At 67.6% G+C, this 13,958-nt stretch carries 7 protein-coding genes; 6 read left to right on the top strand and 1 reads right to left on the bottom strand.

The genetic code is table 11. The features are described 5' to 3' along the window. The first annotated feature begins 209 nt into the window (after nucleotides 1–209). The 4 genes from ACKY0X_RS22190 to ACKY0X_RS22175 all read left to right on the top strand — a co-directional run bounded on the left by ACKY0X_RS22190 (nucleotide 210) and on the right by ACKY0X_RS22175 (nucleotide 3,571). Entirely contained in the window at nucleotides 210–1,193 is a 984-nt protein-coding gene (locus tag ACKY0X_RS22190; protein ID WP_409427747.1) for a PE-PPE domain-containing protein, read from the top strand. Nucleotides 1,194–1,256: 63 nt separating this feature from the next. Beyond that, nucleotides 1,257–1,589, top strand: coding sequence for an ArsR/SmtB family transcription factor (locus ACKY0X_RS22185; protein WP_409427746.1), 333 nt, complete (start codon nucleotides 1,257–1,259; stop codon nucleotides 1,587–1,589). Between the two features lie 12 nt (nucleotides 1,590–1,601). Then, the gene (locus tag ACKY0X_RS22180; RefSeq protein ID WP_409427745.1) at nucleotides 1,602–2,087 is read left to right on the top strand and encodes an SRPBCC domain-containing protein; all 486 of its coding nucleotides are present in this window, start codon (nucleotides 1,602–1,604) and stop codon (nucleotides 2,085–2,087) included. A 104-nt stretch (nucleotides 2,088–2,191) separates the two neighbouring features. Continuing rightward, the gene (locus ACKY0X_RS22175) at nucleotides 2,192–3,571 is read left to right on the top strand and encodes an acyl-CoA dehydrogenase family protein (RefSeq protein ID WP_409427744.1); all 1,380 of its coding nucleotides are present in this window, start codon (nucleotides 2,192–2,194) and stop codon (nucleotides 3,569–3,571) included. Between the two features lie 12 nt (nucleotides 3,572–3,583). On the opposite strand, the gene ACKY0X_RS22170 is transcribed toward ACKY0X_RS22175, so the two are convergent. Beyond that, on the bottom strand, nucleotides 3,584–5,083 hold the full coding sequence (locus tag ACKY0X_RS22170) for a bifunctional phosphatase PAP2/diacylglycerol kinase family protein (RefSeq protein WP_409429743.1): 1,500 nt from the start codon (nucleotides 5,081–5,083) through the stop codon (nucleotides 3,584–3,586). Between the two features lie 197 nt (nucleotides 5,084–5,280). On the opposite strand from ACKY0X_RS22170, the gene ACKY0X_RS22165 reads away from it, so the two are divergent. Next, entirely contained in the window at nucleotides 5,281–6,927 is a 1,647-nt protein-coding gene (locus tag ACKY0X_RS22165; RefSeq protein WP_409427743.1) for a PfaD family polyunsaturated fatty acid/polyketide biosynthesis protein, read from the top strand. A 259-nt stretch (nucleotides 6,928–7,186) separates the two neighbouring features. Beyond that, entirely contained in the window at nucleotides 7,187–13,945 is a 6,759-nt protein-coding gene (locus ACKY0X_RS22160; RefSeq protein WP_409427742.1) for an SDR family NAD(P)-dependent oxidoreductase, read from the top strand. Nucleotides 13,946–13,958 lie beyond the last annotated feature (13 nt).

Genomic DNA, 13,958 nt, shown 5'->3' with positions numbered 1-13,958 from the left:
TCACACGAGTAAATCGAAAGCTAAACCTGAGGGCGATCATGGCAGGGTTAATCGGAGCAAGTCAACGGCTCTCGGATCAGATCGAACGTGGTGGGCAACGGCGTTCTCCCGGAGCGGTATGCCGATTGACGTGTCTGCGGCGAGACTGCCACTATGGGATCTTCAGGATTTCTTCCCTACCTCATACATAAACCTTAGGAGACTCGGGCATGAACGCAACCAAGGTTTTCGCGCCGCTTGCTGCCGCAAGCGTGATCGCGGCCGGTGTCGTCGGAACCCCGGTCGTCCAAACGGCGCACGCGCGCCAAATAGCCCTGCTGTCGGACACCGCGATCTTCGTCGGCGGGACCATGTTGACCACGCCGTCGGCGCAGTTCGCCCACACTGCGGCCGATCTGTTCCTGCGGCCGCTGGGCTTCGACGCCGGCGACGACGCGAGCGTGTGCGTGATCGGCTCCGCCGGCTGCGATTCTGCGCTTCAGGTGCTGACCACCCCGCAACTCATCCTGCAGGGGCACAGCAGTTTCGCCGGGGCGGCACTGATCGTCCAGGCCGTGGAGGCCGAATTTGCCGCCAACCCCGGCGCCTACGACGAAGAGCACCCGCTGTGGGTCTTCGGCTACTCGCAGGGCGCCACCGCCGGCTCGATCGCGATGGCCCAATTGGCCCATAACGATGTCATCCCGTCGGGGGCGTTGCACTTCGTTTTCATCGGTGATCCGTCCAGTACGACCGGCGTGTGGTCGGATCCCTCCGGCGCCACCAACACCTCCGACCTGTACCCACTGCTGAACGGCTTCCATACCCCCAACGACGCCTTCACCACCACGATCTACGAGTTCCCCGGTGACCCCGTTGCCGACTACGCGTCGAACTCCATGCTCGGCTTGCTCTGGGAGCACGTCATGTACTTGGGCCTAACGCCGGAAGAGGTCGCCAACCACACCTTCAGCACCGACGGGTTGATCACCAACATCGACCTCTCCGGTGATATCGACGAGTTCAGCACCTGGATCAGTGCGCTGACAAGCGGCGGGTTGATCGAAAGTGGTGTGTTCGTAGGACTGTTCAACTCGATCGTGGAGATGATCTACAACGCTTTCGGCAAGATCGAGGAGTTCTTCACCGACTGGATGGGCATCGACTGGGGAGGTGTCGAGGAGACTCTCGACTACTGGTTCCCGTTGGTCTGATCCGATCCCGGCTTCGCCGGCCCCCCTTGACAATCTACAACCAATCGGTTGTACGATTATTGGGTGATCACGCTCGACGACGACCGGGTGGACGCCCTGTTCCACGCACTTGCCGACCGCACTCGGCGTGACATCATGCGCCGGGTGCTGGCCGGAGAGCACTCGGTCTCCGACCTCGCGGTGAAGTACGAGATGAGCTTCGCCGCGGTGCAGAAGCACGTCGCCGTGTTGGAGAAGTCCGGCCTGCTCACCAAGCGCCGCAGCGGCCGCGAGCAGTTGGCCCGCGGTGACGTCGCCGCGGTGCGGTCGGTGGCGGCCATGCTCACCGAGTTGGAACAGGTTTGGCGTGGTCGCATCGCCCGTATCGACGAACTCATCTCGTCCGAGGAGACCTAGGAGGTCCGCACCATGCCTGTGATCGACGTCCAACACGACATCGAGGCCTTGACCTTGACCATCACCGCCGACTTCGCCGCGCCGGTGCAACGAATCTGGCAGATCTACGCCGACCCACGCCAGCTGGAAAAAGTCTGGGGTCCACCGACATTCCCCGCGACCGTGGTCGACCACGACCTCACCCCCGGCGGACGCACGAACTACTTCATGACCGGTCCCGACGGTGAGAAGTACGCCGGCTACTGGCAGATCGTCGCCGTCGACGAGCCGGGGAGCTTCACCTTCGACGACGGCTTCGCCGATCTGGACTTCAACCCGGATCCCGGGATGCCGACCTCCAGGAACGTCTACACCTTCGTCGAGCACGACGGTGGAACCCGCGCGACGTACGCGAGCACGTTCACCTCCGCCGCAGACCTGCACAAGGTGTTGGACATGGGTGTCGTCGAAGGCTCCACCTCGGCGCTCAACCAGATCGACACCCTGATCGCCTCCTGAATCACGGCGCCGGAGCCGGCCGACGCGTTTGGCCCGGCGATGGAGCGGCAATTCCAGGTGTTCGGGCGGCTACAGCGGGCCGCAAGGACGGCAAGGACCCTGCGATGGCCTTCGACCTCACGCCGACCACGGCACAGCACGACCTGGCCCGCCGCGCCCATCAGTTCGCTGAATCGGTCATCCGGCCGGTCGCACTCGACTATGACCAGCGCCAGGATTTCCCGTGGCCGGTGCTCGAAGAGGCTGCCGCGCAGGGCTTCTACAGCCCACTGTTCTACCGCGACCTGATCGGCGACTCGACGGGGTTGTCGTTGCCGATGTTCATGGAAGAGCTGTTCTGGGGCTGCGCCGGAATCGGGCTGGCGATCGTGATGCCGGCGCTGGCCCTGTCGGCGATCGGGCAGGCCGCCACCGCCGAACAGATGCTGCAATGGGCCCCTGAATGCTTCGGTACTCCAGGCGATCTCAAACTCGCAGCGCTGGCGATATCGGAGCCCGAAGGCGGCAGCGACGTTCGCAACCTACGCACCACCGCCCGCCGCGACGGCGACGACTGGATCATCGACGGCCACAAGATGTGGATCGGCAACGGCGGTATCGCGAACGTGCACGTGGTCAACGCCGTCGTCGACCCGGACCTGGGCCACCGCGGCCAGGCATTGTTCATCGTGCCGGGTGGCACGCCCGGGCTGGACATGGTCCGCAAACTCGACAAGCTGGGCTGCCGGGCCTCCCACACCGCCGAACTGCGATTGAACCACGTCCGCATCCCGTCCGAGAACCTGCTTGGCGGGCCGGACAAACTCGAGCACAAGCTTGCCAAGGCCCGCGAAATCCTGGCCGGTGCACCAACATCCGGCTCCGCGACCCTGGGGACTTTCGAGCAGACCCGGCCGATGGTCGCTGCGCAGGCTATCGGCATCGCCCGTGCTGCACTGGAATACGCGACCGACTATGCCACCCGGCGGGAGGCATTCGGCGGCCCGATCATCGACAACCAGGGCATTGCGTTCCCGCTGGCGGAGCTGGCCACCGCGATCGACGCAGCGCGGCTGCTGACCTGGCGGGCCTCCTGGATGGCGGCCAATGGGATCGGATTCAGTCGGGGCGAGGGATCGATGGCCAAGCTGGCCGCCAGCGAAGTCGCAGTGCGGGTCACCGAGCGGGCCGTGCAGACCCTGGGTGGCTGGGGATACATCACCGACCATCCGGTGGAGAAGTGGTATCGAGACGCCAAGCTGTACACCATCTTCGAAGGCACCAGCGAGATCCAGCGGATGGTGATCGCGCAGGCTTTGGGCGCCGCGGTCGGCACCCCGCCGCTGCACGTCGAGATCGAGCCGTCCGGCGGACCGCTCAACCGGATGTTCGGTCGCGGCACACCGCTGCGATCCCGGGCCGCCGCCGGCGCGCTGGCGATGCAGGACCGCATCCCCGCGCCGGTGCTACGGGCCGCGATGAAACTTCTGCGTCCGCCGAGATGACCGGCCGGGTCGCTACCGCGAGCCCGAGGGCATGGGCCGAAATACCTGTAATGCGCGGTAGCACGCGGTGAATTCGGCTTCCACGCACGGGGTGTCGACCTCTCCGTCGTGGGCGATCGGCACCGGTCCGTCGACTGCGGCGAAGCGGAACTGCGGAACCCGCAACTCGTGGTAGAGCCGACTGCGCTGCAGCCGTCCGGTCAGCAGCGCCGCCAGGATGCGCAACGTGGACCACGGCCGGCCGGTCTCCAGGATCCGCACATCCAACAACCCGTCGTCCATCCGGTGCCGTACCGCCGGCGCGAAGCCCTCGGGCTGATACGCCGAGTTGCCGAGGAAGAACAGCGACGTCTGCAGCGTCTTGTTGTCGTAGGAGATGCGCACCGGCCGTTCACGACGCAACGTCATCAGCATCGCATAAGCGCTGGCCACCGGCTTTCCGAGCTTGCCCTGCAACCGTTCCCGGCGGCGCACGAACGTCGGGTAGGCGCCGATGCTTGCCGTATTGATGACGGTTGTCTCGTCGTTGAATCGCACCACATCCACCCGCGACAAGCTGCCGTCGGCGATGGCCCGGATGGTCTTTGCGGTGGTGTCGCAGCCGATGTCCTTGGCGAAGTGGTTCAACGTCCCGCCGGGAAACACCGCCAGCGGCAGGTCGTGTTCCACCGCCACATGCGCGGCTGTTGCGACCGAGCCGTCACCGCCGGCGATCGCGAGCACCTCGGCGGAAGCGGCGGCGCGGCGCAACGATTCGGCCAGGTCGTCGTCGGGGCCGACCTCGACGATGGTGACGGCCGACAGGGCTTCGCGCACCTGCGCCGCGACCTGGCCCGCACGCCCGTCGCCGGACTCGGGATTGACCACCAACGTCATGCCCTTGCCGTCGGGACGTGCGGGGGAGGGGACTCGCAGGGCCGTGGTGTGCGGCGCGGGCGGAGAGGCTATCGGCGGCACTAGCCTTGCTCCGGCCACCGCGATCGACGCACCGATGCCCAGCCCGGCGAGTACGTCCCCGGGATAGTGGACGCCGGTGGCGACGCGGGACAGACCGACCAGGCCGGCCAGCCCCGCGACGGGCAGGCCCAACAGCGGGTTCTCCAGGCCCACCCCGGTGGCGAACGCCGCCGCGCTCGCGGAGTGTCCGGATGGCAGCGAGTTCGACAGCGGTAGCCGGTGGGCGCGGCGCAGCAGGGGCACCAGCAGGATGTTGGGGCGTGCGCGTGGTCGGATCCGTTTGATCACTTGGTTGGTCACCAAACTGGTCAGTGCCAGGCTGGCCACGCCGCGTACGGCGCCCCGCTGAGTTGCCGGGCCCCCGGTCGCGGCCATGGCGGCTGCCAGGGCCAGCCACAGTTTGGAGTGGTCGGCGGCGCGGGTCAGGACCGGCATGGTGGTGTCGAGTAGTCGGCTGGGCGAGTGGGCGATTGCCTCGAATACCTCGGCGTCGAGCTCGCCGAGACCGGCGGTGATTTGGCGCAGCCCGGAACGTCGGCGCAGCAAGGACGCCATCGATAGTTGACCCACGGCAGCGATTCCTCCGTCCACCGGCGCCGCCGCTGGCGCCGAATGGCAGCCCTATACCCGTTTGCCGGTGGGGAGACTCCCCGCCATCGCGGTCCATGAGAAACTCTCATCGTTTTCTCCGGTTCGTGCGCAGGCCCCTCGGCGCGAGCGCTCACAGCACCGGTGATCGAGAGGAACCGACTGTGAACGAGCGACCTGGCGTAGTACTGGATCAGCAGACCGACGCGAGCCCGGGCCTGGGTTGGCGCCCCGCCGCCGCGTCCGCCGTGTTCGCCCCGCAGGACATCGCCGACATGATCGGCGACGTACGCACCCCCCTGCACGTAGTGCGCGAAACGGCCACCGGGATGCTGGGACTGGCCCGGGGCGGTGAGGTGGTCGGGGCCGGGGAATCGGAATTCGCCCTGGAAGGGACCCTGCCCGCGATCTACCCCGAGTGGCTGGGAGACCGCGAATTCTGCGAGGCGCACGGCGTCCGCTTCCCCTATGTCACCGGTGCGATGGCCAACGGCATCGCGACGCCGGCGCTGGTCATCGCAATGGCCGAGGCCGGAATGATGGGCTTCTTCGGTGCGGGCGGGCTCTCCTACGAGGCGGTGGAGCGGGGCCTGGCCGAGATTCAGGCGGCGTTGGCCGGCCGGCCCGGCCTCGCCTGGGGAGCCAACCTGATCCACTCGCCCAATGAGGCCTCCCTCGAGACACGCGTCGCCGAACTGTTCATCGCGCGCGGCGTTCCCGTCGTCGAGGCCTCGGCATTCATGAAGTTGACCCCCGCGGTGGTGCACTACGCACTGTCGGGACTGGACACCGATCCGGCCGGCAACATCGTGCGCAGGAACCACGTGATGGCCAAGGTGTCGCGGCCCGAGGTGGCGCGCATGTTCATGGAGCCGGCACCGGCGGCACTGGTGTCCGCCTTGGTGGCGGCCGGAAAGCTGACCCAGCGCGAAGCCGACCTGTCCCGGTATGTGCCGGTGGCCGAGGACATCACCGTCGAATCCGACAGCGGTGGGCATACCGACAACCGCCCGCTGCCGGCGCTTTTCTCCGAGATCGTCATGCTGCGCGATTCGCTGGCCCAGCAGCACCAGCTGAACTGCCGGGTGCGGGTGGGTGCTGCGGGCGGCCTCGGCGCACCGCAGGCCGTCGCCGGCGCCTTCGCGATGGGCGCGGCCTACGTGCTGACCGGGACCGTCAACCAGGCCTGCGTGGAGTCGGGCCTGTCAGCGCCCGGGCGCGCCATGCTCGCCAAAGCCGGCATCGCGGACGTGATGATGGCCCCCGCCTCGGACATGTTCGAAATGGGCGTCAACCTGCAGGTACTCAAACGGGGAACGATGTTCGCCCCGCGCGGCAAGAAGCTCTACGAGTGGTACGCGGGCAACCCCGACCTGGCCAGCGTGGTCGCCAAGCACGGTCCCGAGCTGGAGAAGATCCTGGGCACCACCGTCGCCGAAGTATGGGCGGACACCCAGCGGTACTGGCAACAGCGTGACCCGGCGGTTCTCGAACTCGCTTCCAGGGACCCGAAGTACCAGATGGCACTGGTGTTCCGCTGGTACCTGGGGCAGTCGAGCCGGTGGGCCATCAGCGGCATCCCCGAGCGAGTGCTGGACTACCAGATCTGGTGCGGCCCGGCCATGGGCGCGTTCAACAGCTGGGTGGCCGGCAGCCACCTGGAGGCGTGCGAGAACCGACAGGCCGTCCAGGTCGCCCTTAATCTGCTTGAAGGTGCTGCCCACGTGACCCGCGCCAGTGCGGCGCGCTCCTGCGGGGTGCCTGTCCCGTCCGACGCGTTCGCCTACAGGCCCCGACCGCTGGCGGTCTGACCCGCTCGGCGCCATGCGCCGGCTGGCCGTTTTCTAGCAGTTCAGCGGCCCGCTGACGTGACATTCAGGCGGACGACTGTAATGCACCGCCGGCCCAGCGCGGACGTCTTCGATGTGTGATGGCGGCAACACTCTGATATTGTCCCGGCAGCGTCTGGCCATCGGGATGATCAGCGGACCCCCAGCTGCAACTCACCGTCTCTGGTGGCGAAACTTAGGCTTTCGATGCTTTGTGTCAAGGCTGTTCTTAAGGAGACCTGTGGTAGCCAAACATCCACCTGTCGCAGTGGTCGGCGTCAGCGCGCTGTTTCCCGGGTCCGAAGAAGCCGAGCGATTCTGGCGCAACATCGTCGAGGGCGCGGACCTGTTCTCCGACATACCGGAGTCCCACTGGCGGATCGACGACTATTTCGACGCAGATCCTCGCACGCCTGACAAGGTATACGCCCGTCGCGGGGGGTTCTTGCCCACCGTCGACTTCTCGCCGATGGATTTCGGCATTCCGCCGAACGTTGTGCCGGCGACCGACACCGCCCAGTTGCTGGCGCTGAGGGTCGCGCAGCAAGTGCTGGAGGACTACGCCGGCGGCGACATCTCCGGTATCGACCGCGAACGTGTCAGCGTGGTGCTGGGTTCGTCCGGCGGAACCGAGATGTCCGGCTACATGAGCGGTCGCCTGCATCGGCCGATCTGGGAACGCGGCCTGCGCGCAGCGGGCCTCTCCGACAACGAGCTCACCGCGTTCAGCGAGCGCGTCGCGTCGGGCTACACCCCGTGGCAGGAGAACACCTTCCCCGGCCTGCTTGGCAACGTCATCGCCGGGCGTATCGCCAACCGGTTTGACCTCGGCGGCACGAACTGCGTTGTCGACGCCGCATGCGCCAGTTCACTGGCCGCGATCGAGATCGCGCTGCACGAGCTGTACCTGCGCGAGGCCGACATGGTGATCGCCGGCGGCGTCGACGCCTTCAACGACATCTTCATGTTCATGTGCTTCGCCAAGGTCACCGCGCTGTCGCGTACCGGCGACTGCCGTCCGTTCTCCGACCAGTCGGACGGCACCATGCTCGGCGAGGGCCTGTCCATGCTGGCGCTCAAGCGCCTCGACGACGCGGAGCGCGACGGCGACCGGATCTACGCCGTGATCCGCGGCATCGGCACATCCTCGGATGGTCGGGCCAAGAGCATCTACGCCCCCAGTCCCGATGGTCAGGCCAAGGCCCTGCGCCGCGCCTATGAGGCCGCCGGCTACGGACCCGAGACGGTCGGTCTCGTCGAGGCCCACGGCACCGGCACCAAAGCCGGCGACGTCGCCGAGTTCACCGCCCTGCGCCGGGTGTTCGACGAGTCGGGCCGGACCGACCGGCAATGGTGCGCCGTCGGCTCGGTCAAGTCCCAGGTCGGGCACACCAAGGGAGCTGCCGGAGCCTGCGGGCTGTTCAAGACCGTGATGGCACTGCACCACAAGACCCTCCCGCCGACCATCAAGATCGACCGGCCCAATCCCGGGCTCGAGATCGAATCGTCGCCGTTCTACCTGTCGACGCAGACCAAGCCCTGGATCGCCGACCAGAATGTGCCGCGACGCGCGTCGGTCAGCGCGTTCGGCTTCGGCGGTACGAACTTTCACATCACGCTCGAGGAATACTCCGGCGCCGGAAAGCATGCACCGCGCTACCGCTCCTGGGACTCCGAGCTCGTGGTCCTCGGCGCGGAATCCGCGGCCGCACTGGCCGCGCAGGCTGGGGAACTGGCCGCCTCGCTGGTCGACTCGCCGGACATGCTCGGCTACCTCGCACGCAGCACGCAATCGGCGTATGACGCCACCCGCCCGCACCGCCTCGCCGTCGTCGCCAACAGCGTCGAGGGCCTGCGCACGATGCTCGGGGAAGCCGCGGCCAAGCTGCAAACCTCCAGCGGCGAGACGTCATTCAGCTCGCCCAAGGGCTACTACTACTCCTGCCAACAGGCGGGCCCGGTAGCGCTGCTGTTTCCCGGGCAGGGCAGCCAGTACGTCGGCATGGGTGCCGACATCCCGCAACTCTACGAACCCGCCTTGGCGCCTTGGGAACTCGCGCGCGCCGACCTGCTTAACGCAGACCGCGATCTGCACGATGTCGTCTGGCCGAAAACGGCATTCAGCGAGGAAGACCGGGCGGCCCAGGCCGCCGAGCTGACCAAGACCGAATGGGCACAGCCGGGCATCGGCGCACACAGCCTCAGCCTGCTGTCCGTCGTGCGCTCGCTGGGCATCGCGCCAGTCGCCGTCGGCGGCCACAGCTTCGGCGAGGTCAGCGCGCTGTGCGCCGCGGGAGTGATCAGTGACGACGTCGCGCTGCTCATCGCACGCGCGCGCGGTGCGCTGATGGCGCAGGCCGCCGCCAGCAGCGACGGCGCGATGTGCGCCGTGACCGCGCCGGCCGAACAGGTCAGCAGGCTGCTCGGCGAGTGGGGCCTGTCGGTGGTCATCGCCAACCACAACGCCCCCAACCAGGTCGTGCTCTCGGGCGACAGTGCGGCGATCGCCGATGCCGCGCAGCGGTTCAGCGCAGCGGGCATGAATGCGCGGCTCCTCGACGTCGCCACGGCGTTCCACTCCGAGATCGTCAGTTCGGCAGCGGCCCCGTTCGCCTCGTACCTGGCGGGCATTCCGTTCGGCGTGCCGCAGGTGCCCGTCTACGCCAACGCAACAGCCCAGCCGTACGTCGGCAGCGCCGAGCAGATGCAGGCCACGCTGGCCAACCAGATCGCACAGCCCGTGCGGTTCGTTGAGCAGGTTCAGGCGATGTGGTCCGCCGGCGCCCGAACCTTTGTCGAGGTCGGCCCCGGCAGCGTGCTCACCAACCTTGTCGGCAAGTGCCTGACCGGCCAGGACCACGTCGCAGTCTCCCTGGATGCCAAGGGCAGGAACGGGATTCGATCGCTGTGGATGGGCCTGGCCCAGCTGGTGGCCGCCGGCGTTCCGATGAACTTCGAAGCCCTGTGGGCCGACTACCGCCACGGTGACGATCCGCGAACCCGTCCGGCGCCCAAGCTGACGATGAAGCTCAACGGCACCAACTTCGGACGACCTGACATCAACGACGAGCCGGTGCAGCGGCCCTCGGAGAAATTTGAGATATCCGAAAAATTTGAGATATCCGAAAAATTTGAGAAAGCCACCCCCCGCAGTGACCACAACGGCCACGCGACCGTATCGGAGCCCCCAATGACAGCAACTCATCCAACCGTTCCCGCGGCGAACGGGTTGCCAGCACACGTCCCGACGCACGCCCCGGTGCCGGTTCAGGCCGCCGCGGTTCCGATGGTGACATCGCCGCTGATGTCCGGTCCCGGAGCCGAGATGGTGACGCACATGGTCGGTGCGCTGGGCAGCATGCAGCAGACCATCGCCCACCTGCAGGGCCTGCTGCAGACTCTGGTCTCCAGCACCGGGATGGCGCCGATGCCGGTCAACCAGCTGGCTTTCCCGGCCGCCACTACCGTGGTGCCGGCTCAGCCGGTAGCCCCCTATGGCGTGGCGGCCACTCCGGCTCCCCCGGCGGTCGCCCCGCCGCCGCCGGCCATGCCTGCGCCGCCCGCGGCTCCGGCCCCCGTCATCGCACCGCCTGCGCCGGCACCTGTGGCGCCGGCGCCGGTGGCCGCCCCTGCTGCGGTCGCAACCATGCCGGCGCCGCCTGCTGCGGCCCCCGTTGCTGTCGCTCCGGTTGCGGTGGCTGTTGCGCCCGCGCCGGCCGCTCCGGCGCCCGCTGCGGTGGCTGTTGCGCCGGCGGCGGCGGGTGTGGATCTGGTCGGGGACATGTTGGCGGTGGTTGCTGACAAGACTGGTTATCCGGTGGAGATGCTGGATCTGTCGATGGCGCTTGAGGCGGATCTGGGGATCGACTCGATCAAGCGGGTTGAGATTTTGTCGGCGGTGCAGGATCGGGTTCCGTCGTTGCCTGAGGTGGAGACGGCGACGATGGCGGCGTTGGTGACGCTGCAGGAGATCGTTGACTACCTGCAGTCGTTGATGGGTCCGGCGGCTGCACCTGCTGCGGCCCCTGTTGCTCCCGCTGCTCCGGCGCCCGCTGCGGTGGCGGTTGCGCCGGCGGCGGCGGGTGTGGATCTGGTCGGGGACATGTTGGCGGTGGTTGCTGACAAGACTGGTTATCCGGTGGAGATGCTGGATCTGTCGATGGCGCTTGAGGCGGATCTGGGGATCGACTCGATCAAGCGGGTTGAGATTTTGTCGGCGGTGCAGGATCGGGTTCCGTCGTTGCCTGAGGTGGAGACGGCGACGATGGCGGCGTTGGTGACGCTGCAGGAGATCGTTGACTACCTGCAGTCGTTGATGGGTCCGGCGGCTGCACCTGCTGCGGCCCCTGTTGCTCCCGCTGCTCCGGCGCCCGCTGCGGTGGCGGTTGCGCCGGCGGCGGCGGGTGTGGATCTGGTCGGGGACATGTTGGCGGTGGTTGCTGACAAGACTGGTTATCCGGTGGAGATGCTGGATCTGTCGATGGCGCTTGAGGCGGATCTGGGGATCGACTCGATCAAGCGGGTTGAGATTTTGTCGGCGGTGCAGGATCGGGTTCCGTCGTTGCCTGAGGTGGAGACGGCGACGATGGCGGCGTTGGTGACGCTGCAGGAGATCGTTGACTATTTGCAATCACTGATGGGTTCATCACCACCGGATCTGGTGGCGCCCAACGGATTGTCGGCAGGTGATCGCGCCCCTTTTGAGTTAACCGGAGCGGAGGTGGCGCGCTACGCGGTACGCGCCACCGCCGCTCCGGTGAGCGGAATGGGCATGCCCGGCCTGTATGCCGTCAGGACCGTCGAGATCGTGACGGCCGAGGCAGCGCAGGACGGGCTGACTGCGACGGCCGAGGCCCTGGCCGCAGTGCTGCGCACCCACGGCATTCGCACGGCGGTCGTGGCCCAACCCAGTCCCGACGCCGAGGCGGTCATTCACCTCGGCGGACTGCGGCCAATCGCCACTCGCGACGAGGCGCTTGCCGTCAACCGGGTGCTGTTCGCCGACGCACAGCGCGTCGCCGCGCAATTCGCGGAACATGGCGGCGTCTTCGTCACCGTTCAAGACACCGGTGGCACGTTCGGTCTGCTCACCGATCCCGGCCTGCGGGCCTGGTCGGGGGGAATCGGTGCGCTGGCCAAGACGGCTGCGCAGGAATGGACCAGCGCACAGGTCAAGGCAATAGACGTCGCCGTCGGCCACCGTTCCCCGCAAGAGGTCGCCGAGCAGATCGCCGACGAAGTACTGGCGGGCGGGGTGGAACTCGAAGTGGGCCTGGGTAGTTCACACGGGCGAACCACCGTCGTCGCGGGCGCACAGCAGGTGAGCACCCGCACGCACCGCATCGGTCCGCAAGACGTCATCGTGGTCTCCGGTGGTGCCCGCGGCGTGACCGCCGGTTCGGTGATCGCCTTGGCGCAGCAGACCCAGGCGGCGTTCGTGTTGATCGGGCGCACCGAACTCGCCGACGAACCGCCGGAAGTCCAGGGCCTGACCACCGATGCGGAGCTCAAGCGGGCGCTGCTCTCCGGCGCTGCGGCGCAAGGCCTCAAGGTCACACCGAAGCAGCTGGAGCAACAGGCGCAGCGGATCCTGGCCGACCGGGAGGTACGGGCCACCCTGGCCGCGCTGACCGCGGCCGGCTCCCGCGTCCGCTACGCCGCCGCCGACGTCCGCGACACCGCGCAGCTGGGTGCGTTGCTGGACAGCGTGCGAAACGAGTTCGGCCCCATCACCGGCCTGGTGCACGGCGCCGGCGTGCTGGCCGACGCGCCGCTGCACAAGAAGACCCTCGACGGGTTCGACCGCGTCTTCGAGACCAAGGTCGGCGGCGCGTGCGCGCTGCTGGATGCCACGGCCAACGACGCGCTCAAGGTGATCTGCCTGTTCTCGTCGGTGGCCGCGCGCAGCGGAAACGTCGGGCAAAGCGACTACGCCATGGCCAATGAAATCCTCAACAAGGTGGCCCTGGCGGAGCAGGCGCGCCGCGGGCCGTCCTGCCTGGTGCGGGCGCTGGGTTGGGGCCCTTGGGATTCCGGAATGGTGACACCCGGTCTCAAGGCGATGTTCGAGTCCCGTGGCATCTCCTTGATACCGCTTGCCGACGGCGCGCGTGCGTTCGCCGCGGAGGTTCTGGACGGTGACACCGCAAGTTCCGAGGTGACACTCGGCGACGGCGTGCTGGCCGGACTGCCCACGCACCCGATCCCGCCGGAAGGCCGGATCGCGCGGGTGCTCGCCCATGTGACGCAGCAGCCCTACCTGCTTGACCACCGGGTCCAGGGCAATGTCGTGTTGCCCGTCGTGCAGGCACTCGAATGGTTCATTCGGATGGCCGAGGCATGCCGGCCCGGCCACCACGTGGATCGGGTGCTCGACCTCAAGGTGCTGCGGGGTGTGACGCTCTACGAGTTCGAGAAGCACGGCAACCCCCTGCTGGTGCGGTGCGTGCCCGTCGACGACCGGCCCGAACTGCTGACGTTGACGCTCTCCGACATCGAAGACTCGACCGCCTATTACTCGGCCAAACTCGAGATGTGTTCGGGCGCAGCCGTAGTCCCGAGCGCCCCGGTGTCGGCACCGGGCAATCGCAGGATTGACCGCGACGCCTGCTACACCGGTGGGGCGCTGTTCCACGGTGCCGCATTCCGGGTGCTCGACGGCGTGGACTGCGCCGAGACGGCCGCGACGGCCTACCTGTCCGGATTGACGACCGTGGGCTGGGCGGGGGAGGGCTGGGCGACTGACCCGGCCGCCGTCGACGGATGTCTGCAGGCGGCACTGGTCTGGAGCTATGAGCTGCTCGGTCGCAATGTCCTTCCGCTGCGGGTGGGCGAGATCGTGCGCTACCGATCCGGCGCGCTGGGTGCGGGCCTGCGGTGCGTGCTCACCGGCGGGGACGCCAAGACCAGCCGTGCCGTCTGCGACCTTGATCTGGTCGATGCCGACAACCAGCTGGTGATCAGTCTCAAACGACTCGAGTTGTATCCCTACGGCGGCTGACTCGACGGCGGCT

It is taken from the genome of Mycobacterium sp. SMC-11 (assembly GCF_046250095.1).
In the GTDB taxonomy this organism is placed as follows: Bacteria; Actinomycetota; Actinomycetes; order Mycobacteriales; family Mycobacteriaceae; genus Mycobacterium; species Mycobacterium heraklionense_A.
This window is presented reverse-complemented; position numbering and strand designations above follow the sequence as displayed.